The sequence below is a fragment of the Bradyrhizobium sp. HKCCYLRH2015 genome (assembly GCF_051168215.1).
Classification (GTDB): Bacteria; Pseudomonadota; Alphaproteobacteria; order Rhizobiales; family Xanthobacteraceae; genus Bradyrhizobium.
In genome coordinates, this window is sequence record NZ_JBNPUO010000006.1 from 414,591 (window position 1) to 434,566 (window position 19,976).

At 64.7% G+C, this 19,976-nt stretch carries 22 protein-coding genes and 1 riboswitch; of the genes, 15 read left to right on the top strand and 7 right to left on the bottom strand.

From position 1 onward, the window contains the following. Positions 1–39: 39 nt before the first annotated feature. The 3 genes from ACQR1H_RS18425 to ACQR1H_RS18435 all read right to left on the bottom strand — a co-directional run bounded on the left by ACQR1H_RS18425 (position 40) and on the right by ACQR1H_RS18435 (position 3,181). Positions 40–576, bottom strand: coding sequence for a PRC-barrel domain-containing protein (locus ACQR1H_RS18425; protein WP_316238377.1), 537 nt, complete (start codon positions 574–576; stop codon positions 40–42). Between the two features lie 686 nt (positions 577–1,262). Then, positions 1,263–1,529 carry a hypothetical protein gene (locus ACQR1H_RS18430; protein ID WP_316238376.1) on the bottom strand — a complete coding sequence of 89 codons (267 nt, stop codon included), beginning with the start codon at positions 1,527–1,529 and terminating at the stop codon, positions 1,263–1,265. A gap of 164 nt (positions 1,530–1,693) precedes the next feature. Further along, positions 1,694–3,181, bottom strand: a complete 1,488-nt coding sequence (locus tag ACQR1H_RS18435; RefSeq protein WP_434839190.1) for a hypothetical protein — start codon at positions 3,179–3,181, stop codon at positions 1,694–1,696. A gap of 214 nt (positions 3,182–3,395) precedes the next feature. Here ACQR1H_RS18435 and ACQR1H_RS18440 point away from each other — a divergent pair, with 214 nt between their 5' ends. From ACQR1H_RS18440 to ACQR1H_RS18480, 9 genes are all read left to right on the top strand, one after another. Continuing rightward, on the top strand, positions 3,396–4,187 hold the full coding sequence (locus tag ACQR1H_RS18440) for a lytic transglycosylase domain-containing protein (RefSeq protein WP_316217604.1): 792 nt from the start codon (positions 3,396–3,398) through the stop codon (positions 4,185–4,187). Positions 4,188–4,265: 78 nt separating this feature from the next. Next, positions 4,266–4,377: riboswitch (TPP riboswitch) on the top strand. Beyond that, positions 4,365–5,378, top strand: a complete 1,014-nt coding sequence (locus ACQR1H_RS18445; protein ID WP_434874120.1) for an FAD-dependent oxidoreductase — start codon at positions 4,365–4,367, stop codon at positions 5,376–5,378. (Overlaps the previous riboswitch by 13 nt.) Further along, complete coding sequence (gene thiS, locus ACQR1H_RS18450; RefSeq protein ID WP_316238372.1) at positions 5,369–5,566, top strand: sulfur carrier protein ThiS; 198 nt, start codon at positions 5,369–5,371, stop codon at positions 5,564–5,566. The genes ACQR1H_RS18445 and thiS overlap by 10 nt, the downstream gene beginning before the upstream one ends. Before the next feature lie 128 nt (positions 5,567–5,694). Further along, positions 5,695–6,477 carry a thiazole synthase gene (locus ACQR1H_RS18455; protein ID WP_434907968.1) on the top strand — a complete coding sequence of 261 codons (783 nt, stop codon included), beginning with the start codon at positions 5,695–5,697 and terminating at the stop codon, positions 6,475–6,477. Further along, entirely contained in the window at positions 6,464–7,072 is a 609-nt protein-coding gene (locus ACQR1H_RS18460) for a thiamine phosphate synthase (protein ID WP_316238370.1), read from the top strand. Before ACQR1H_RS18455 ends, ACQR1H_RS18460 begins: the two co-directional genes overlap by 14 nt. 380 nt (positions 7,073–7,452) lie before the next feature. Next, positions 7,453–9,354, top strand: a complete 1,902-nt coding sequence (gene thiC, locus ACQR1H_RS18465) for a phosphomethylpyrimidine synthase ThiC (RefSeq protein ID WP_434907969.1) — start codon at positions 7,453–7,455, stop codon at positions 9,352–9,354. 287 nt (positions 9,355–9,641) lie between these two features. Then, a complete protein-coding gene (locus ACQR1H_RS18470) occupies positions 9,642–10,439 on the top strand; it encodes a hypothetical protein (protein ID WP_434907970.1) in 798 nt (265 codons plus the stop codon). Continuing rightward, positions 10,436–11,605, top strand: a complete 1,170-nt coding sequence (locus ACQR1H_RS18475; RefSeq protein ID WP_434907971.1) for a hypothetical protein — start codon at positions 10,436–10,438, stop codon at positions 11,603–11,605. The genes ACQR1H_RS18470 and ACQR1H_RS18475 overlap by 4 nt, the downstream gene beginning before the upstream one ends. A gap of 51 nt (positions 11,606–11,656) precedes the next feature. Continuing rightward, positions 11,657–12,052, top strand: a complete 396-nt coding sequence (locus tag ACQR1H_RS18480; RefSeq protein WP_434907972.1) for a RidA family protein — start codon at positions 11,657–11,659, stop codon at positions 12,050–12,052. A 286-nt stretch (positions 12,053–12,338) separates the two neighbouring features. Here the strand turns inward: ACQR1H_RS18480 and ACQR1H_RS18485 are convergent, their stop codons facing one another. Then, positions 12,339–12,683, bottom strand: a complete 345-nt coding sequence (locus ACQR1H_RS18485; protein WP_316217612.1) for a hypothetical protein — start codon at positions 12,681–12,683, stop codon at positions 12,339–12,341. Between the two features lie 653 nt (positions 12,684–13,336). Here ACQR1H_RS18485 and ACQR1H_RS18490 point away from each other — a divergent pair. From ACQR1H_RS18490 to ACQR1H_RS18500, 3 genes are all read left to right on the top strand, one after another. Next, complete coding sequence (locus ACQR1H_RS18490) at positions 13,337–14,596, top strand: acyltransferase family protein (protein WP_434907973.1); 1,260 nt, start codon at positions 13,337–13,339, stop codon at positions 14,594–14,596. Positions 14,597–14,822: 226 nt separating this feature from the next. Further along, positions 14,823–15,080: a hypothetical protein gene (locus ACQR1H_RS18495; RefSeq protein WP_315804366.1), complete on the top strand. Its 258-nt coding sequence runs from the start codon at positions 14,823–14,825 to the stop codon at positions 15,078–15,080. Between the two features lie 194 nt (positions 15,081–15,274). After that, complete coding sequence (locus ACQR1H_RS18500; RefSeq protein ID WP_434848711.1) at positions 15,275–15,544, top strand: hypothetical protein; 270 nt, start codon at positions 15,275–15,277, stop codon at positions 15,542–15,544. Positions 15,545–15,706: 162 nt separating this feature from the next. On the opposite strand, the gene ACQR1H_RS18505 is transcribed toward ACQR1H_RS18500, so the two are convergent. Continuing rightward, positions 15,707–16,327, bottom strand: a complete 621-nt coding sequence (locus tag ACQR1H_RS18505) for a glutathione S-transferase family protein (protein ID WP_434907974.1) — start codon at positions 16,325–16,327, stop codon at positions 15,707–15,709. A gap of 108 nt (positions 16,328–16,435) precedes the next feature. Between ACQR1H_RS18505 and ACQR1H_RS18510 the strand changes: the two genes are divergently transcribed. Continuing rightward, complete coding sequence (locus ACQR1H_RS18510) at positions 16,436–16,978, top strand: mismatch-specific DNA-glycosylase (protein ID WP_316217616.1); 543 nt, start codon at positions 16,436–16,438, stop codon at positions 16,976–16,978. 860 nt (positions 16,979–17,838) lie between these two features. Here the strand turns inward: ACQR1H_RS18510 and ACQR1H_RS18515 are convergent. After that, positions 17,839–18,279, bottom strand: coding sequence for a hypothetical protein (locus ACQR1H_RS18515; RefSeq protein WP_315804362.1), 441 nt, complete (start codon positions 18,277–18,279; stop codon positions 17,839–17,841). A 426-nt stretch (positions 18,280–18,705) separates the two neighbouring features. Between ACQR1H_RS18515 and ACQR1H_RS18520 the strand changes: the two genes are divergently transcribed. Together ACQR1H_RS18520 and ACQR1H_RS18525 are read left to right on the top strand one after the other, a co-directional pair. Continuing rightward, a complete protein-coding gene (locus tag ACQR1H_RS18520) occupies positions 18,706–18,975 on the top strand; it encodes a helix-turn-helix domain-containing protein (protein WP_316217617.1) in 270 nt (89 codons plus the stop codon). Between the two features lie 161 nt (positions 18,976–19,136). Continuing rightward, positions 19,137–19,664: a collagen-like protein gene (locus ACQR1H_RS18525; protein WP_434907975.1), complete on the top strand. Its 528-nt coding sequence runs from the start codon at positions 19,137–19,139 to the stop codon at positions 19,662–19,664. 30 nt (positions 19,665–19,694) lie between these two features. Here ACQR1H_RS18525 and ACQR1H_RS18530 read toward each other — a convergent pair whose 3' ends face one another. Next, the gene (locus tag ACQR1H_RS18530) at positions 19,695–19,967 is read right to left on the bottom strand and encodes a DUF2277 domain-containing protein (RefSeq protein WP_434907976.1); all 273 of its coding nucleotides are present in this window, start codon (positions 19,965–19,967) and stop codon (positions 19,695–19,697) included. Positions 19,968–19,976 lie beyond the last annotated feature (9 nt).

Genomic DNA, 19,976 nt, shown 5'->3' on the forward strand with positions numbered 1-19,976 from the left:
GCCGCGATCGAGACGATCGACTAATCGTCTGTGACGCCGTTACTCCGAGTACTTGAACTCGGGCATCGCCTTGAGCTGGTCCTTGGTCGCGTTGATCATCGCATGGTCGGGATACCAGCGGTTCTTCGAGCTCATCGACGAGGACGACGTGCCGGTGGCGGCACCGGTCGTCGTGGTCGAAGCCGGCGGGTTGGTCGACGAGGTCGTGCCAGAAGCCGGAGCGTTGGAAGCCGTGGTCGACTGCACCGGCTGATCCGAGAACTTCACCTGGTCGAAAGAGACCGCGACGAGGTGCTCGCCCATGCCGAGGAAGCCGCCGACGCCGATCACGACGCCCTTGACCGCGCCGCTCTTGTCGACCAGCAGGTCGTCGATCGAGCCGACGTTCTCGTTGTTGTTGTTGTAGACCTTGACGCCGACGAGCTTCGAGCTGCGCCAGTCGCCCTGATAGGACGCAGCGGTGGTGTTGCTCTTGATCGTGGTGCTGGTCGTGGTGGTGGTGCTCTCCGCAGCGAAGGCGGCGGTCGCGAGCAGCAGGGAACCGGCGAGGCCGGCCGCAACAGTCTTCATCACCATGTGGTGTCTCCTCTCAGTGAATGGTGACGAGAGAACGGCAATGGACAGTCGGCGTTCCCAGGGAACCACGATTTCGTCACGCTGCGCGACAAGCGGTCTCACTGCGACGCGGAAGTGTTAGTTTGTGACGGTTCGGGTGGACATGGCTGACGTCGTCAGTACGGTATGACGCAGGTGCGTGGAGCTTGTTAGCTGCTGACCGCGGTGACGGTCGGCTCCCTCTCCCTGTTCTTACGGGGAGAGGGTTGGGGTGAGGGGCAGCCGCACCGGTGGTGGGCATGGTGAGACCTGTCCCCCCTCACCCGGATTGCATCTTCGATGCAATCCGACCTCTCCCCGCTTGCGGCAGGGCGATCGCATATGGTGAAAGAGGCTGGGCGCGCCGTCTTTTCGCGACCATCCTTCGAGACGCCCGCCTTCGGCGGGCTCCTCAGGATGAGGGCCTTTCTCCGCCGCAAAGCTGTTGAACCTCATGGTGAGGAGCGTCGCTCTTGCGACGCGTCTCGAACCATGAGGCCATGAAGGTTCCGCCCAGGAAAACCATATGCGATCGCCCAGCCGCAAGCGGGGAGAGGTCGAGCGGAGCAAGCCGCAATCGCCGTGCTCACATCGGCATCAACCGATAGACCATCTGTTCAGCATTCCGTCCAAGCCAATTGAATTGCTCGGCTGCGGGACGCCTGCCCCTACGCCGCCATCGCGCCGTCCTGATCGACGGACTCGGCATAGAAGGCGATGGTTTCGTACCGATAGTCGCAGAGGCGGCAGTGCCAGAGATAGGCGGTGCGGCGGCCGTCCTTTTCGACCCAGGACGGCAATGCGATCGCCTCGCCACATTGGGCGCAGGGATTGTTTCGCGGCAGATCCACGACGCGAACCGTGGATGGCGTCGCGTCGATGTCGAATGAACGGTCAATGCGGGGTGAATGATCGTCGGCTGCCTTCACGGCCATGACGCGCTCCCTCTCTGTTCAGTCTTCTTGAATGAGTCAGGTTGAATGAGTCAGGCATGCTGTCGAACTGACGGCCGCGATCTTACCCACGCGGCGGCGGATTTGCACGCGCCGGGATGCCGCGCGACATCCGACCTCACGCGGATGGGATCGACGTCTTTGATTCAATTGCAGCCGGAGGTGACCGCCGGTTCCGCGACGTGGCGGGCGCCCGCCTTGCGCAGATGGATGGTGGCGATGTCGTCGGCATAGACCTTCTGCCAGCCGTCGACGTGATCGAGCAGCTTGGTCGCAGCACTCTGGGTGCGCAGCAGGGTCGCCTCGATGTCGTAGTCCTTGAGCAGGCGGAACAGATTATCCGGCTCCATCAGGCCGGAGGCGGCATTGTGGTCGACGAAGAATTTTTCGCCATAGAGCTCGGTGCGGCCGTCGATGAACGGCGCGACACCGGCCGAGATCAGGTAGCCGCCGAAATCATAGTCGTTGAGGACCCGCGTGAGGTTGAGCTTCTTCAGCTCGGTCACGGCCGCGACGGGGGTGCCGCGCATGTTCGGCGCGTAGTTCAGGATCGCGGCCGACGCGATGGTGCCGGCGCCGAGCGCGAGCATCACTGCCGCCGTCAGCGCCGCGCCCGGCACGCGCGCCTGCGGCGGCATGGGCGACGCGCCCGCCTGCCGCGCCAGCGGCGCGGCGAGCACCAGCGGGCCCACCAGCGCCAGGATCTCCGCCGCGCGCGCCTGCGCCAGCGCCATGTGCAGCAGGCCGAGCAGCATCATGATGCGCACGGGCGGCAACCTGAGGCCATGGAACAGCGCGAACCCGATGGCGATCAGCAGGCAGATCTCGAACGGACCGAGCCCCTGGAAATCGGTCGCCTTCCATTCCACGATCAGCGGCAGCGCCTGACCCAGCGAGAGGATCTTCTGCGACGCCAGCAGCGCATTCCAGCCATAGGGCGTGCAGCAGCTCGCCACCAGCGCGAGCGCTGCAAACCCGGCCCAGCGCAGCGCGAGGCTACGGCGGGCCGAGGCATCGGCATTGACCAGCGCGTCGAGCGCGGCGGGCGCGATGAAGAACAGGCCGAACACGAATCCGCCATGCAGATTGGCCCACAGCGCGATCAGCAGCACCAGCGGCCATGGCGGCGCGGCCTTGCGATCGGCGGCATCGACAAGTCCGGCGATCCAGGCCACCAGAATCGGAAACGCCAACACATGCGGCCGCGCCAGCAGATGCGGCAGGCAGAGCAGGAACGCCGCGACCACGAACACCAATGTCGTGGCGTCGCGCAGATGCCGGCTGAGGGCGCGCGCCAACAGCGCGAAGGACAGCGCGGTCGCCGAGGCCGCCAGCACCACCGGCCCGGTCCAGCCGGCGAACCTGTAAGCGGCGGCATAGGCGACCTGCGCCAGCCACTGCGTGGAGATCCAGGGCGCGCCGCGCATGGTGAAGGAATAGACGTCGACCTCGGGCACCGCGCGGTGGTCGATGATCCACTGCCCCACCGTGATCTGCCACAGCGTGTCGGGATCGTTGAGCAGCCGGTTGCCGGAGATCAGCAGCAGCGCATAGACGCCGGCGCCGACCCATAGTGGCAGCAGCGCCTGCGTGCGCCCGGCGGTCGCTTCGGTGTGGGTGACGGACAGCGTCATCGCGGCAGGGCCCCGTTGGCGGAATTGCTCCGCCAGCCAAGCATGCACGGCATAATTCGCGGTAAACCGCCGGCGCATCCGCACTCGCCCGGCGTCTCCGCCCCATTATTGCCACATTATCGCCCGGCGTTCGCGCCAATTACGGTGTGCAAAGTGTAAAGCGCGTGCTGGGGGGCTGCTCGGCATGCGTGTGGTTCCCGGGGGATCCTGACACATGAGACGTCTTGTGCTGACGGCCTGCATTGCAGGCTTCGCGATGGCTGGTCCCGTGCCGTTCGCAATGGCTGCCGATGATGCGAGCACCGCATCGGACAATGCAGCCAAGCCGAAGGCCGGCAAGGTCAAGCTCGCCCATGTCCGCTCCGACGGCACCAGGGAGCTGGCCGCACGCAGCGCGGTGACCAAGGCCGCGCGCGAGGTCGAGGCGATCGAGGCCGTCAGCAGCGCCGACACCTCGCCGCCGATGGACGCCAATGCCTCAGCGCCCGCCGACACCGACGCCATCCCGGCCGCTGCGGCCGAGCCCCGCGACGCCGAGCGCAGGGCGGCCGAGACCAAGCCGCGCCACATCGACACCGGCCATCCGCACATCGACGCGCTGGTGGCGGTGCACGCCGCCGCCAACAACATTCCGGAATCGCTGATCCACCGCGTCATCGTGCGCGAGAGCAAATACCAGAAGGACCTGGTCGGCCGCTGCGGCTGCATCGGCCTGATGCAGATCAAGCTCGGCACCGCGCGCGGCCTCGGCTACACCGGCGACGCGCAGGGCCTGCACGATCCGAACACCAATCTCACCTATGGCGTGCGCTATCTCGCCGGCGCCTACCGTGCCGCCCACGGCGACCACGACCGCGCCGTGCTCTACTTCGCCAGGGGCTACTACGAGGAGGCCAAGCGGCAGCGCCTCGCCGACGCGCGGCCCGCCGGCCGCTCCGAGCGGACGAGCGGCCCGCTCGACATCACCCCGAAAATCGCGACCGGCCGCCACGCGCGGGCGCACTGACGGCGCTTGGTTCCTTACCGCCCCAAACTGTCTTTCCGTGACACTCCGTTGACACGGGGCCGTATCGGTCTATTTTAAGCGCGTTCCGAGGGGAGCTCCGAGGGGGAGCTGAGATACCGCAGCGTGATGCGGTGACCCTTTGAACCTGATCCGGGTCATGCCGGCGAAGGGACAGGGATGCAGCAGACAACCACGCGCGGGGATGTCCCCGTATCCATCATCGGTGCAGGCATCGCAGGTGCCTGGCAGGCGCTTCTGCTCGCGCGCGCGGGCCGCGAGGTCACCCTGCACGAGCGCAGCGATTCCGATCTGATGCTCTCCACCAGCCATTGGGCCGGCGGCATGCTGGCGCCCTATTGCGAGAGCGAGGTCGCCGAGCCGATCATCAGCCGCCTCGGCCTCGCCGCGCTCGACATCTGGCGGCGCGAGCTGCCGGACACGCCGTTCAACGGCTCGCTGGTGATCGCGCATGCCCGCGACCGCGCCGATTACGACCGCTTCGCCCGCCGCACCTCCGGCTATCAGCGGCTCGACGCGCAGCAGCTTGCCGCGCTGGAGCCGTCGCTGGAGGGCCGCTTCCGCGAGGGCCTGTTCTATCCGACCGAGGGCCATGTCGAGCCGCGCCGCGTGCTGCCGAAGCTGCATCAGCGCATCGTCGAGGCCGGCGGCCGGGTGCTGTTCAACAGCGACGTCACGGCTGACGACCTCGACGGCCTCGTGATCGACTGCCGCGGGCTGGAGGCGCGCGACGCCGAGCCCGAGCTGCGCGGCGTCAAGGGCGAGATGATCCTGATCGAGACCGCCGAGGTGCAGCTCGCGCGGCCGGTGCGGCTGATGCATCCGCGCTTCCCGCTCTATCTGATCCCGCGCGAGGACAATTTGTTCATGCTGGGCGCGACCTCGCTCGAGGCCGAGGACACCGGCGTCAGCCTGCGCTCCGCTCTGGAGCTGCTCGGCGCCGCCTACTCGGTGCACCCGGCGTTCGGCGAGGCCCGCATCCTCGAATTCGGCTCGGGGCTGCGGCCGGCCTATCCCGACAATCTGCCGCGCATCACCATCAAGGGCGAGCGCGAGATCCGCGTCAACGGCCTCTATCGCCACGGCTTCCTGATCGCGCCGGCGCTGGCGCAGGCGACCTTGAACTATCTCGCGCACGGCCAGATCGACAACGAGGTGATGCGATGCGCGTGACCGTCAATGGCGAGGCCCGCGACATCAGCGCGACCAGCGTGACCGCGCTGTTGTCCGAGCTGGACTACGAGGGCACCCATTTCGCCATCGCGCTGAACTACGACGTCGTGCCGAAGAGCCGCTGGTCCGAGACGGCCTTGAAGGCCGGCGACGAGATCGAGATCATCACCCCCCGGCAGGGAGGGTGAGTGATGGCCGTGAGACGCGCGCTCGCCCGCCACTTGCAGCTGTCGTCCTTGCGAAAGCAGCGACCCATAGCCACCCGCCGCGGTGATAGCGCCGGGACGACCACCGTCCGCAACGACGGAGACAACTAATGCCCACCTTCTACGACAAGACCTTCGCCTCCCGCCTCCTCATCGGCACCGCGCTGTACCCCTCGCCCGCGATCATGCAGGACGCGATCCGCGCCTCGGGCGCCCAGATCGTCACGGTGTCGCTGCGGCGCGAGGCCGCCGGAGGCAAGACCGGCGACGCGTTCTGGAAGCTGATCAACGCGCTCGACGTCACCGTGCTGCCGAACACCGCCGGCTGCCGCAGCGTGCGCGAGGCGGTGACGACGGCGAAGCTCGCGCGCGAATTGTTCGGCACGAGCTGGATCAAGCTCGAAGTCATCGGCGACAACGACACCCTGCAGCCCGACGTGGTCGGTCTCGTCGAAGCCGCTGATATCCTGATCAAGGACGGTTTCGAGGTCTTCCCCTACTGCACCGAGGATATCACGATCGCGATGCGGCTGGTCGATGCCGGCTGCAAGGTCGTGATGCCCTGGGCGGCGCCGATCGGCTCGGCCAAGGGCATCACCAATCGCGATGCGCTGAAGCTTTTACGCGACCGCCTGCCCGACATCACCCTCGTGGTCGACGCCGGCCTGGGCGCGCCGAGCCACGCCGCGGAGGCGCTCGAGCTCGGCTACGACGCCGTGCTGCTCAACACCGCGGTGGCAAAAGCCGCCGATCCCGTCGCGATGGCCCGCGCCTTCCGGCTCGGGGTCGAGGCCGGCCGCACCGCCTACGAGGCCGGGCTGATGGACGCCCGCGATTTCGCCTCGCCCTCCACTCCTGTCGTTGGGACCCCGTTCTGGCATGCCGTATCCTGATCGCTTCTATCCCGTCGTCGACAGCCTCGCCTGGGTCGAGCGCCTGACCAAGCTCGGCGTCGGCACCGTGCAGTTGCGCGCGAAAGACCTCAACGACGGCGAGGCGCTGCAGATCGTCACCGATGCGCTGGCGATCACCAGGGGCACCGCGACGAAGCTGATCGTCAACGACTACTGGCGCGCCGCCGTTGTCGCCGGTGCGCAGCACGTCCATCTCGGCCAGGAGGATCTGGCGGAGGCCGACGTCGTCGCGATCAAGCAGGCCGGCCTGACGCTCGGCCTCTCCACGCATGATGATGCCGAGCTGGAGACCGCGCTCGCCGCCGAGCCCGACTATGTCGCGCTCGGGCCGATCTTCCCGACCACGCTGAAGGCGATGCGCTTCGCGCCGCAGGGCGTTGCGAAGATCGGCGAATGGAAGAAGCGCGTCGGCAACATCCCGCTGGTCGCGATCGGCGGCATCAAGCTGGAGCAGGCCGCGGAGATCTTCGCGGCGGGCGCAGACTCCATCGCCGTCGTCAGCGACGTCACCCAGAACCCCGACCCCGACGCCCGCGTCCGCGCCTGGCTCGATGCGACCAGGGAGCCGGCGTAATGCGCGCGGATTTTGCGAATGCGTCTGACAGTGATTGGGCCCTGATGTCGCCCCGCTCTCCGTCGTTCCCTCCCCCCTTGTGGGGGAGGGCTAGGGAGGGGGGTAGCCCCGGGGGCGGTGGGTGCGGCTTACCCCCCTCCCCAACCCTCCCCCACAAGGGGGGAGGGAGCCTGAACAGTCTGCGTCCCTCACAGCGCCAAATCATCTCCGCTCGGCATAAGCGGCGAGCCAATGTGAGCCGCAACTCTCTCCACCGTCATTGCGAGCGGAGCGAAGCAATCCAGGGCCGCGCGTGCCGCCCTGGATTGCTTCGTCGCTTTCGCTCCTCGCAATGACGGCCCCCATTCACTCCGACAACAACAATTGAGAAGGAGGATCCCATGAACATCCGCTCCAATCCCGACACCACCCTGCCCGCCGTCACCACCGGCCCGCTGCCGTCCTCGCGCAAGATCTACGCGACGCCCGACTCCGCGCCCGATCTGCGCGTGCCGCTGCGCGAGATCATTCTGTCCGAAGCGGCCTCCGAGCCGAACCTGCCGGTCTACGACACCTCCGGCCCCTACACCGATCCCTCCGTCACCATCGACGTCAACGCCGGCCTGCCGCGCAACCGCATCGCCTGGGTGCTGGAGCGCGGCGGCGTCGAGGAATATGTCGGCCGCGACATCAAGCCCGAGGACAATGGCAATGTCGGCGCCGACAAGGCGGCGAAGGCGTTCACCGCGCATCACAAGCCGCTGCGCGGCCTCGACGGCCACAAGATCACCCAGCTCGAATTCGCCCGCGCCGGCATCGTCACCAAGGAGATGATCTACGTCGCCGAGCGTGAGAATCTCGGCCGCAAGACCCAGCTCGCGCGCGCCGAGGCCGCGCTCGCCGACGGCGAGAGCTTTGGCGCCGCCGTCCCCGCCTTCATCACCCCGGAATTCGTCCGCGACGAGATCGCGCGCGGCCGCGCCATCATCCCCTGCAACATCAACCACGCCGAGCTCGAGCCGATGATCATCGGCCGCAACTTCCTCACCAAGATCAACGCCAATATCGGCAACTCGGCGGTGACCTCGTCGGTCGAGGAGGAGGTGGACAAGATGGTGTGGGCGATCCGCTGGGGCGCCGACACCGTGATGGACCTCTCCACCGGCCGCAACATCCACACGACGCGGGAATGGATCCTGCGCAATTCGCCGGTGCCGATCGGCACCGTGCCGATCTACCAGGCGCTGGAGAAGTGCAACGGCGATCCGGTGGCGCTGACCTGGGAGCTCTACAAGGACACCCTGATCGAGCAGTGCGAGCAGGGCGTCGACTACTTCACCATCCATGCCGGCGTGCGCCTCGCCTACATCCATCTCACCGCGAGCCGCGTCACCGGCATCGTCTCGCGCGGCGGCTCGATCATGGCCAAGTGGTGCCTCGCGCATCACAAGGAGAGCTTCCTCTATACGCATTTCGAGGAGATCTGCGACATCATGCGCAAGTATGACGTCTCGTTCTCGCTCGGCGACGGTCTGCGCCCCGGCTCGATCGCGGACGCCAACGACCGCGCGCAGTTCGCCGAGCTGGAGACCTTGGGCGAGCTCACCAAGATCGCCTGGGACAAGGGCTGCCAGGTCATGATCGAGGGCCCCGGCCACGTGCCGATGCACAAGATCAAGATCAACATGGACAAGCAGCTCAAGGAATGCGGCGAGGCGCCGTTCTACACGTTGGGGCCGCTGACCACCGACATCGCGCCGGGCTACGACCACATCACCTCAGGGATTGGCGCCGCCATGATCGGCTGGTTCGGCTGCGCCATGCTGTGCTACGTGACGCCGAAGGAGCATCTCGGCCTGCCCGATCGCAACGACGTCAAGACCGGCGTCATCACCTACAAGATCGCCGCCCACGCCGCCGATCTCGCCAAGGGCCACCCGGCCGCGCAGCTCCGCGACGACGCCCTGTCGCGCGCCCGCTTCGAGTTCCGCTGGACCGACCAGTTCAACCTCGGCCTCGACCCGGACACCGCCAAGAGCTTCCACGACGAGACCCTGCCGAAGGAAGCCCACAAGGTCGCGCATTTCTGCTCGATGTGCGGCCCGAAATTCTGCTCGATGAAGATCACCCAGGACGTCCGCGACTACGCGGCGACCTTGAACGATCCGACGACGGTCGGCATGACCATCAGCGGCACCATCGAGGACGGCATGGCCCAGATGAGCGCCAAGTTCAAGGAAATGGGCGGCAGCGTGTATCTGGATGCGGACAAGGTGAAGGAGAGCAACAAGGCGTTGTCCTGACGCCCGCTCAGCTCTCTCCATCGTCATGGCCGGGCGCAGACCCGGCCATCCATCGAGCCGGGCGAAAGCCCGGCTTTTTTTTGAACAGCCCGATGCCCCTCGGACCGCAGCAGGCGATCTGGATGCAACGACCATCCCCGGGCCCAGCGGTTGGAAGACGCTAAACTTAAGGGTGAGCGCCGAAAGAATAAAATCCAACTTCATCTTTACGCATGCGACAGTACCTCTGATAATAACCATCAGAAAACTTCACAACCGGCAGGTCCATTTGGCTGAGGAGGGCTGCCATGGCAAAATTAAACGGCGGCAGAACCGATTTCCGTGAATGGGTAGACAAGGAGCCCGCGCCCGATTGGCCGCTCATGCCCCTCACTCACATCACAAAGTCGATAGTTGCAGCTGACATTTCCAAATCAGGCTTCGTCGAGCCGATCGAATGCGCGGTTTTTAACCGCCCCCTCGCATATTTCTTCTATGGAAGACCCGCATATCGGGTCAGCGGCGACGGCGCGATCAAGGCAGAAGCCGTTTGCCCCTGCTGCTTCATCTTCGACGCCAATCTAATTGAACAAGCTGAAGCAATCTTCGCATTCGACACCGGAGCCTTCTCCAAAAGGCTATACAAACACATCCTTCCCGAGGAAATGAACGTAGAAGACTTCAGCCTTGAGAAAGACAAGGCTCGTCCTAACAAGCTAATCAAAAAGTCATTCGGGTCAAGAATAGACTACTTTCATGGAAACATTCATGCAATTCCAAACCCACACTCAATAGCGAAAGCTTATGAATTTCACGCAAGGTCCTACCTCCAACTGGTAACATCGCCGGGGCGCAACGAACCAGATGATCGCATCTGTTCAATCGAGGTTATCTTCGGAAACTCGGTTCCGCTGAGCGGCAATCTTCGCGCCATCATCGCTCCTCATACCCTGTGGGCCGACGAAGCTCCTTGGCTGAAAGAGTTAGAGACTAACGGCACGACTATACAGCCCTACGCCTTTGTACCTGGACGCCACCCGGATTATTACCAAGCGCAAATAGAGTCGATGGCCGGAGACCTCCTCAAAGCATGGAATTTAATATGAGAACAACACCTCAAAGAGCCCGCCTTATCGGCTACCACATGCAAAATAGAACAAACTGTGGATTTGCTCTTCCAATATTCTCGCATCCAGAGGACGAACGCAATGTCGCTATTCAGGAGGTCGACGAGCTAACCGGGCGAATTGTCAGATTTCGGACTCTGGAAAACTTCGTCGGACAAGAGATACGCATCGAAGGCCCCCACGCTGAGACGGGTGGCGAGCAACTATATGTATTCGTCAACACTCCCGACAAAGTCGATATCGGTACACTTGATACCTTGCGGCTCAAATTAAGGCAGTATTCCGAAGAGAATGTCTCTACAAGCGACATCGCCCTACAAATAGCTGAGCTAGTGGGCAGCCCTGAGGAACGTAGAATTGCTCGCATTAGAATGCAAAAGCTTTTTCTAAGGCATCACGGAGCAGCGGTTGCACGTCACTTCTATGAAGGATCAGCACTACGTTCAGCCCTGTGGGCCTGCCTGGTTTCAACAGCAAGCAGCGACGAACTCGCGCGGCGAATTCTTGCATCTAGAGGCCAGCTATCTGCAAACGTCAATCAAGATGGCACGATCTCCCTCAATCTTAGCGCTCTCCCAGAAATAGATCAGATAGAGATCGATCAAGATGCAGTAATTTCCAAAATTCTGATGGAGTTTGACCCAGAACCAAACTCCAGACCCACCACCATTCTCGAAGCCGATTCAAACACTGAAATTAGAATTCAGACAACCAGACTAGTCAGCGACATCAATCACGCAAAGCGGCAGGAAGAAAGGATATCAATTCTTCTATCGGCGATACTTGACACGCCGCTAATTGGAAAGTCGGCACTCTTACAATATCAAAATGACAAGGCGAAATTCGCCAACTGGGCACTAGGGGAGATTCGCAATCTACTTTTAAATACCGAATGGTCTTCCGATGAACGCCTCATCGCATCGCTTGTTCCGAGATTTTTTACCCGGCAGTATCCTTTATCACGCGGCGACCTCCTAGTCTTCTTGGCAAAGCACCTAGGAAAATGGCCCGCGGTGAGAACTGAGATCGTCAATTGCCTAAACCGGACGAACTCCTTATTCGTGCATTTGCGAAAAGACGAGATTGAAGAACTCTTGACGAAACGTGAAGCGAGTGAACAAGAGCTGCGAGAAGTCCGCTATTAGCTCCCGATAGACATTGCCTTTGCAACTCAAATTGAGCCCTACAGAATCCCAATGCTCATCCACCACATCCCCGTCCCACCCCACATCAAAGCCCCGCCGCTCTCCTTCGGCACCCGCATCGGCGATCTCCTCTTCATCTCCGGCATTCCCGGCTTCGACGCCGACGGCAACCTGCCCGACGAGTTCGAGGCGCAGTTCGCCAATGTCGTGACCAACTTCACGCGCGTGCTGACCGAGGGCGGCGCTGGCCTACGCGATCTCGTCAAGGTCAACGTGCTGCTGACGCGCGCGGCTGATGTGGCTGTCATGAACCGGCTCTATGCCGCGGCGTTCGGGCCGGCGCCGTATCCGGCGCGGACGACGTGTGTGGTGGTGGCGTTGCCGGATCCGAAGATGTTGATTGAGATCGAGGGTGTCGCGGCGATCCCGACACCTGCCGACGAATAACGCGCCGTTCCGGGATAAAGCTCTGAAGATCTTCGCGCGGTGCTCATGAATGCGCCCTCTGCCCTTGTGGGAGAGGGCATGTAGGACAGAGCGGTAAGTGTGGTTGGGTGAGGGGTATCTCTCCGCGAGCTCGCCTGCGGAGAGATACCCCTCACCCAACCGCATGTGTGGATGGGCCATACATGCCCTCTCCCACAAGGGGCGAGGGCGCTGTATCTGGCGGCGCCATGCTCGGCCTACGTCCAGGCGTGGCTGTGGACGAGTGGCCACCCGGCCCTCGCCCCTCCTACGGCACGTTGATCTGCTTCCTGCTGGTGGCGCCGATCACCTCGATCCCCTTTTTGCCACGCACATGCGTGATGTCGAGAACCACGTGATACGGCGCCGGCTGCGGCAGGCCGATGCCGCTCTGGCAGCCGACGACCTCGATGCCCCAATATTCGGGTTGCCGGATATAGATCAGCGGATGCAACTCGACCTTCATCGTGACCCAGGGCTTGGTGCCGGTGACGATCAGGAAGTAGGTGTCCGGAACGATGCCGGGCACCACGGTCGCGCTGTCGAACGTAATGATCCTGCACGAGGTGGACTGGGGCAGAGCCTCGAATGCCTTGATATGCGCTTCTTCCATGACAAGCTCCGTTGAAATGACACTGAAAAATTGGCTGCACTCAAACAATCGAGGATCTTAAACTTCAATTCCGCAATTCACAACCAATGATTGTTAATCTGCGCTGCACACCAACGACGGGGTTGACGCGCATTCGCCGTGTGGGCGCTCGCACTCCGGAAGATGCTGATCGAGGGCGTCGCCGCGGTCGCGACACGGTAGGGCAAAGCATCCGACGGCGGCGGAGGCGTGTCCACCGCGGTGGACATGCTGGGCACGCTCCCGCCGGCGCGTGGTGACGCAGTGAGCAAGACATCGCTTTGCCCACCCTGCGGTTCTGTCGATGAGGCGACAGTCAATGGCTACGATGGTCGTCCGGCGATGGTGCTGCCGATCCGGCGACACGGCCGACCGTGCAGGCGGCGAAGACGAGACGAGCAGAATACGCCGACCGCGCCACACACCGTCGCCGCCTCCACATCGGCATCACGAGTTCCCGTCGCCTTCACCTGCACTGGCGCCGTCATCTGCCGCCGCATCCGGCGACTTGCCTCATTTCATCGCAACCCTGCGTCGTCATGACACCCGCCCTGCTATTTCGCTGCTTGCGGATTATTTAATTTTTAAATAGGATTTAATAGTCCGAAACATTATCTCCGAAAATCTCACGATAAATGTTTTATCCATGGCCGATTCATGCCCTGTTCCGCCTCGCGGCCGCCGCCACGGCGCCGTTGCGGGAGGCGATCCGGGAGGCCTTCCAGGCCCAGGTCTATCCGCTCGGCTACGTTCCCTCGCATGACGGCATGCGCGGGCTGATGACCCTGGGCGTCGTCACGGCGCATGTCTCGCATACGCTCGTGCCGGGCGCGGTGCTCTATATCGACCTGTTCTTCGTCGCCAGCGCCTATTACATCACCGGCCTGCTGCTGCGGGACATCGACAAGCACGGCCACATCAGGTTCCGGCAGTTCTATGCGCGGCGCTTCGCCCGGATCGTGCCGCCGCTGCTGCTGATGCTCGCCGCCTACCTGCTGTTCACCTGGCTGCTGCGGCCGCCGTTCCTGCCGGCGCTGGAGCGCGTCGCGATCGCGCTCTCCTATATTTCCAACTACTGGTACGTGTTCGATCCGAAGACGATCGAGGACATCGGCCACACCTGGACCTTGTCGACCGAGGAGCAGTTCTATCTGCTGTGGCCGCTGACCTTCGTCTTCCTGGTGAAGCGCTTCGGCGTCACCTGGCGGCTGGTCGGCGCCATCTGTGCCATCGCAGCCGCGATCTGGGCCTGGCGCGTGGCGCTGGTGCTCGATGGCGCGGAGTGGCGGCGGCTCTACACCGCGTTCGACACCCGCGCCGACGCCCTGATGGCGGGCTGCGCGATGGCCGTCGTGCTCAGGCTGGTGCCGCACGGCGCCTCACCCGCGCTCGACCGGCTCTGGCCGAAGCTGGCGTGGCCGCTGCTGATCTATTGGGGCACGGTCACCTTCCTGTTCTGGCCGGCGGACGGACCGAGCATGAACTACTATCTGTTCGGCAGCATGGTGTGCGGCGTGCTTCCCGGCATCCTCGCGCTGACCATGCTGGCGCGCAGCCACGGCACGATTCTCCACCGCATCTTCGAATGGCCGGTCGCGCTCTTCCTCGGCCGGATCTTCTACGGCATCTATCTCTGGCACCTGCCGATCCTGAATTTCCTCGACAGCTACGGCGTCTGGTGGCCGCTGCGGCTCGCGATCGGGCTCCCGCTGTCGGTCCTGGCGGCCACGCTGTCCTACGCCTATCTCGAGCGCCACTTCCTGCGCCGGCGCGCGCGGCCGGTGGCCTCGCAGCCGCCCCCCATCGGCGTGGTCCCGGCTTTCGTCCCGACAGCGAGCTTCGCGGCGGATCTCAGGTTCTCCTCCCGCCAAGGCACCGAGACCGTCCGCCCCTGACGCTCGCGCCGACGTCGCCGACGTGACGGCGTCGGATGGCGGCGGCCGCAATCCATGCGGCGCGCCGCGCATCCGGTGAGGCTCCGTTCGCTGCCATCCGCCTCGTCAGCCGTGATCGCGCGCTTTTGCCGCATGATTCCTGCGCGGCTGCCTTCAAAATGAACGAGACCGCTCCGACATAGGGCCGGCCGCGGGCTGGGGCCAGTTTGTTGCCGGAGTTTTCACGATGCCTCGTTTCACCACAGTCTGTTTGGCCGCAGGCCTCGCCGCGGCCACCCTGCTGGCCGCCGCGCCGGCGCAGGCCGGCTACTACATCATCCGCTGGGACAATACCGGCATCTGCCAGGTCTGGAGCGAGGCCTTCGCATTCAAGCCGGTCGCATGGCCGTCGAGCTATCAGGTCATCAGCCGGCCGGTGCCGACGTTCAACGACGCCGTGACCCGGCAGATCAGGCTGCGTCAGCAGGGCCGCTGCACGCTCTGAGCCAGCGCCCGCCTGATGGCATCATGTGACGGCGGCATGTCGTCGTTCACATCCCGGCCATCGCTGTGAATGACGGCACGCGCAAGCTTGCGTTGCGCGCGCTTTTGTCGCACCACTTTCGCCTTGGTCCGGCCGCACGGCCGGTGGCCCGCGCGGGCGGGCGATTGTCGTTGTTTCGTTTGAGGAGATTGATGATGCGTCGCCTGACCACGCTCGCCGCCGTCGCGGCCATTGCTGCCGCCTCCATCGTGCCCACCGCATTCGCCGCGCCTGCGCCCAAGTCCGGCTACTACGTGATCCGCTGGGACAACACCGGCATCTGCCAGATCTGGAACACCGAGCTGCAGTCGAAGCCTGTGGAGTGGCCGTCGACCTACAAGATCGTGTCCAAGCCGGTGCCGACCTTCGTCGAGGCGACCAACATCCAGCTCAAGCTGCGCGACGAGCGCCGCTGCTTCCTGTAAGCGGCGTTCGCACGCCGTCGTGCATGAGAGCATGATCCGGAAAAGTGGAAACCGGTTTTCCCTCGCGACAAACGCCGAAGGCGTTTGCGCGGAGATCATGCTCAAACAACGAGATGAGATCATGATGCGATTCCGTGGAATCGCATCATGATCTAGCGCCGGTCAGACTGCGCTGACCGCGCTCGCCGGCATCGGCACGAAGCCTGGCAGATCCCTGATCCGCGCCAGCCACGCCTGCACGTTCGGGAACGGCGTCAGCGACACGCCGCCTTCCGGCGCGTGCGCCGTGTAGCTGAACAGCGCGACGTCGGCGATGGTCGGCGCCGCGCCGGCCAGATATGGCCGCGCGGCAAGCTCGCGCTCCATCACCGCGAACAACGTGTCGGCGAGCTGGTGCGCCTTCGCCATGTCCAGCGGCGCGCCGAACAGGGTCGCAACCCGCGCCGCCGCCGGACCGAACGCCAGCGGACCGGCCGCGGCCGACAGCCAGCGCTGCACCTGGGCCTGACCGAGCGGATCGCGCGGCAGCCATTTGCCAGCGTCGTCGTAGCGGCCGGCGAGATAGACCAGGATCGCGTTGGAATCGGGGATCACGGCATCGCCGTCGACCAGCACCGGCACCTGGCCGAACGGATTGAGCGCGAGAAAGTCCGGCCGCTTGTGCGCGCCGCCCTTGAGGTCGACCTCGACGATCTCGCAAGGCAGGCCGAGCAGGCTCAGCATCAGCCGCGCGCGATGCGCGTGGCCGGAGAGGGCGAAATGATACAGACGACGTTGTGACATCAGGTGCTCCCGTGGCTTCCCGTCACATAGACCAGGGGCATCGCGGCAACAATGCAGCCCGCCGGCAACAGGCTGTTGCGGCGACCGCAACAATGCGACAACGACGCCATGGACCGCCTGCCCGATCAGCTCCAGCCCGGCCTGCGCCTCGTCTTCGTCGGCACCGCCGCGAGCGAACGGTCAGCCGCGACCGGACACTACTACGCTCATCCCGGCAACCGCTTCTGGCGCACGCTGCAGGCAATCGGCCTGACGCCGCGGCTGTACCAACCGCAGGAGTTTCCGGCGCTGCTGTCGCTCGGCATCGGCTTCACCGATCTGTGCAAGCAGGGCGCGGGCATGGACCATGTCGCGCTGAAGGCCGGCGTCGACGTCGCCGGCTTTGCCGCGAAGATCCGGCGCCATCGGCCGGCGACGGTCGCCTTCACCAGCAAGAAGGCCGCGAGCCTGTTCTACGGCCGGCCGACCGGCGCGATCGCGCTCGGGCGACAGCCGGAGCAGGATGATTTCCCGGTCGTGTTCGTGCTCGCCTCGCCCTCCGGCGCGGCCTCGGGTGCGTGGACGTTGCAGCCGTGGCGCGAGCTCGCGGCGCATGTCACCGGGATCGCGTCTAACGCAGCGCCTGTCACCGCAGTCGATGAGAATCGGTAGGGTGGGCAAAGCAGCCGCCCGCAGGGCGGTCGCGTGCCCACCGTCGATCAGCACACGCTGCAGCCGGATGGTGGGCACAGCGCGTGATAGAGCACGTCACTCCACCAGCGACGTGGCGCGCCTTTGCCCACCCGACACACCTCTGCGCGGTGCATGACGAGCAGCTTGTAACTCATCCCTGCGCCAGCGACGGTGCGGTTCAGGCATGACCAAGGGCCAAACAAGCATCGTTCGCCCGACGGGCAATCCGCGCATGCGCCCCATGCACCAACTGCCCGTCGTGTTAGTTTGCCGCAGGTCTGCACACTTGCCTCGTCGGGCAAATCAGGACGATGCTTTCGCTCAACCCGCCTCATGCAGAGGGACGTACGCGTCGTCACGATACGTGGAGGTGGGCCGCGGTGGACGTGATCGCTGCGCCGGACGAGCGCCGGCGGTCACGTACGGCGAAGTCGTGATGTCCTGATACCCCGACGCTGGTATCACGTGCGTGCTCATGCGGAAGCGTGACGCGTGCAATGGCGGCCAACAAGCCGGCGCGCCAGGGAGACCACGTATAAGCCGTCAAACCATGCGCGCAGGGAAGGCCGGGATGTCTCCGCCGAACCTGTGGTTCTGCCGCGTGCTTTTTGTTGCACGCGGACCATGGGAGCGGCGAGCTCCCGGCCTTCCCTGCCCCTCTCGATTTTCGACCGGGGCTCTCACGATGCATCCCTCGCGCACGCGGTGCGGCGAGAACGTGGAATCACGCGCTGCAGATGGACGATGTTGGCAGTCGCTCACCTCAGGAAAAACTGTCATCGCCCGTGCAGGCGAACGATGGCAACTCATCGCGCGGCACTGACCGAACACCACCGCAACTACCTGATCGTGATCGCCAGACCCGACAGATCGACGTTCGCCAGCAGCCCGATCTGCTCGCCCGACAGCTCCAGCACCGCGCCCTTCTGGTTGGTCAGAACGATGCCGCGCACGCCGCGGCCGACGGCAAGGCCCGCACCCGCGGCGCCGTAGACGCCCTCGACGTCGGACGGACGCCAGATGTTGCTGACGCGGCCGCGCAGCACCGTGCGCGAGCCGCCGAACACAAGGCCCCAGTCGAGGCCGCCGGTCGACAGCGGATAGGCGCGGCCATGGAAATGCAACACGCCGCTGCCGCCGGAGCCGCCGATGATCCATCCCGCCTTGTAGATGGTCAGCGTGATGAAGCCGCCGTCCGCGCGCGCGGTGGCCGGCAGGACGGCGAAGGCTGCGGCCGTCAGCGCCACCAGCAGACCACGGACGAAGGATGCAATTCTCATGGATGAAGTCTCCAGCGAAGTGAACTTGAGGTAATTCGATGGCCACGTGTGACGATCGCGCCCCATCAAGCGAATCGATCCGGCCGAATTTAGCCCTTTGCGCGGCACCGCGCATGCGCCGCCGCCGGTGTGTTCGAAATGACGCGCTCGCAGTGCAGGAACTGTGGCGGCGCGAATGTCAGCCGCCCGCATGGCGTGGGACGAAGGCCAGCCGACCGGGATGTGCCGCGGGCGCTGGCGAAATGGGTCGAGACCCGCGCAGAACCAAGGCGATTTCGGGGTATTTGGCGCGTGCAAGGCCGCCGGGCGCCGGCGTTAAGGCCCCATTAACCTTGTCCGACCACGGTGATTTACGGGCTGGATGTTTAGTTGGTCTCGATGTTTGCGCGTCGTTTCTGTCGGCGCGGGCGTTGATCGGGAGGTGTTATGTCGCAAGAGTTGTCATCCGAAGCCGCAAGTCCGTCACTCGTGCCGCTTGCCATGCCACCGTCGCGCTCCGCGGCGGAAATCCTGCCGCTGTTGATCGGCACGCCCCTGTCAGAGATCGAGCGCGAGCTGATCGTGCAGACCCTGGCGCGCTGCAACGGCAACCGTACCCACGCCGCAAGGCTGCTCGGCATGCCCGTGCGCACCTTGCGCAACAAGATCCGCAGCTACACGGCCGACGGCATCGCGGTGCCGGCCTACTCGGCCTGATCCGACGGCGGCCACGCGATATCCCATCGCGTGGAACTCATCAGGATGCGGCGCCGATTGATGTTGATCAATCGGCCTCGCAGCCCTGCTGCAATTGCTGCCGTCGTCGCCGCTCTGTTAGGCTTCGCTGCGAATCAAAGACGTGTAGCGGAGTTGCGGTGGTGGCAAAGAATCCGGCCGGACGCGGCCTGCAGGGCCCGGTGGGTCCACGTGGCCCGCAAGGGCAGCCCGGGCGGCGCGGACCGGATGGTCAGCGCGGCAAGCCGGGTCCCGACGGCAAGGCGGGTCCGCAAGGCAGGCCCGGCCCGCAGGGGCCGCGCGGCGAGGCCGGTCCGCCCGGCAAGCCGGGACCTGCCGGACCGCAAGGTCCGCAGGGCGAGCCGGGGCCGCCGGGCACCTTGCCGACGATCGATCAGCTGATGCCCTGGCTGGAGCAGATCTTCGCCGCCTATGACGACTACAAACGCGCGCGGGATCGCGAGGCGCATGAGCGCGAGGCCGAGCTGGTCGCGGTGCGCGACATCTTCGCCGCCACCACGCATGACGATGCGCTGGACGAGGCCTTCGAGGACGACGATCCGCACGAGATCGACCTCCCGAAAAAGAAGAAAAAGAAGAAGGGCAAGAAAAAGAAGAAGCACGAGAAGCACGCCGAGAGCCGCGACGACCACGACGACGACGGCTTCTGAGCTCCGGTTTGCGTCCGGGTGCGGCGAGCCTCAGCGCGGACCGAACCTGGCCGCCGAGCGCTCTCGCGCCTTGGCCGCCTCGATCTCGCGGTCGCGCGGCGGCGCCTGGGTCTGCAGCGAGGTCAGCAGCCGTCGCGCGGCATCGGCCACCTCCTCGACCGCGCGGGTGAAGGCGGCCTCGTTGGCCTGCGACGGCGCGTTGAAGCCGGACAGCTTGCGCACGAACTGCAGGGCCGAGGCCTGGATTTCAGCCTCGGTCGCCGGCGGCTCGAAATTGAACAGCGTCTTGATGTTGCGGCACATGATGGGTCC

What these genes read in the sequence shown, in the direction of transcription:
- ACQR1H_RS18480 (WP_434907972.1), top strand. Translation starts at nt 11,657, where the DNA reads ATGCTCATCCACCACATCCCCGTCCCACCCCACATCAAAGCCCCGCCG.
- ACQR1H_RS18505 (WP_434907974.1), bottom strand. Translation starts at nt 16,327, where the DNA reads ATGTCACAACGTCGTCTGTATCATTTCGCCCTCTCCGGCCACGCGCAT.
- ACQR1H_RS18455 (WP_434907968.1), top strand. Translation starts at nt 5,695, where the DNA reads ATGCCCACCTTCTACGACAAGACCTTCGCCTCCCGCCTCCTCATCGGC.
- ACQR1H_RS18460 (WP_316238370.1), top strand. Translation starts at nt 6,464, where the DNA reads ATGCCGTATCCTGATCGCTTCTATCCCGTCGTCGACAGCCTCGCCTGG.
- thiS (WP_316238372.1), top strand. Translation starts at nt 5,369, where the DNA reads ATGCGCGTGACCGTCAATGGCGAGGCCCGCGACATCAGCGCGACCAGC.
- ACQR1H_RS18430 (WP_316238376.1), bottom strand. Translation starts at nt 1,529, where the DNA reads ATGGCCGTGAAGGCAGCCGACGATCATTCACCCCGCATTGACCGTTCA.
- ACQR1H_RS18440 (WP_316217604.1), top strand. Translation starts at nt 3,396, where the DNA reads ATGAGACGTCTTGTGCTGACGGCCTGCATTGCAGGCTTCGCGATGGCT.
- ACQR1H_RS18435 (WP_434839190.1), bottom strand. Translation starts at nt 3,181, where the DNA reads ATGACGCTGTCCGTCACCCACACCGAAGCGACCGCCGGGCGCACGCAG.
- ACQR1H_RS18475 (WP_434907971.1), top strand. Translation starts at nt 10,436, where the DNA reads ATGAGAACAACACCTCAAAGAGCCCGCCTTATCGGCTACCACATGCAA.
- ACQR1H_RS18520 (WP_316217617.1), top strand. Translation starts at nt 18,706, where the DNA reads ATGTCGCAAGAGTTGTCATCCGAAGCCGCAAGTCCGTCACTCGTGCCG.
- ACQR1H_RS18495 (WP_315804366.1), top strand. Translation starts at nt 14,823, where the DNA reads ATGCCTCGTTTCACCACAGTCTGTTTGGCCGCAGGCCTCGCCGCGGCC.
- ACQR1H_RS18510 (WP_316217616.1), top strand. Translation starts at nt 16,436, where the DNA reads ATGGACCGCCTGCCCGATCAGCTCCAGCCCGGCCTGCGCCTCGTCTTC.
- ACQR1H_RS18445 (WP_434874120.1), top strand. Translation starts at nt 4,365, where the DNA reads ATGCAGCAGACAACCACGCGCGGGGATGTCCCCGTATCCATCATCGGT.
- ACQR1H_RS18515 (WP_315804362.1), bottom strand. Translation starts at nt 18,279, where the DNA reads ATGAGAATTGCATCCTTCGTCCGTGGTCTGCTGGTGGCGCTGACGGCC.
- ACQR1H_RS18490 (WP_434907973.1), top strand. Translation starts at nt 13,337, where the DNA reads ATGTTTTATCCATGGCCGATTCATGCCCTGTTCCGCCTCGCGGCCGCC.
- ACQR1H_RS18470 (WP_434907970.1), top strand. Translation starts at nt 9,642, where the DNA reads ATGGCAAAATTAAACGGCGGCAGAACCGATTTCCGTGAATGGGTAGAC.
- thiC (WP_434907969.1), top strand. Translation starts at nt 7,453, where the DNA reads ATGAACATCCGCTCCAATCCCGACACCACCCTGCCCGCCGTCACCACC.
- ACQR1H_RS18500 (WP_434848711.1), top strand. Translation starts at nt 15,275, where the DNA reads ATGCGTCGCCTGACCACGCTCGCCGCCGTCGCGGCCATTGCTGCCGCC.
- ACQR1H_RS18425 (WP_316238377.1), bottom strand. Translation starts at nt 576, where the DNA reads ATGGTGATGAAGACTGTTGCGGCCGGCCTCGCCGGTTCCCTGCTGCTC.
- ACQR1H_RS18485 (WP_316217612.1), bottom strand. Translation starts at nt 12,683, where the DNA reads ATGGAAGAAGCGCATATCAAGGCATTCGAGGCTCTGCCCCAGTCCACC.
- ACQR1H_RS18530 (WP_434907976.1), bottom strand. Translation starts at nt 19,967, where the DNA reads ATGTGCCGCAACATCAAGACGCTGTTCAATTTCGAGCCGCCGGCGACC.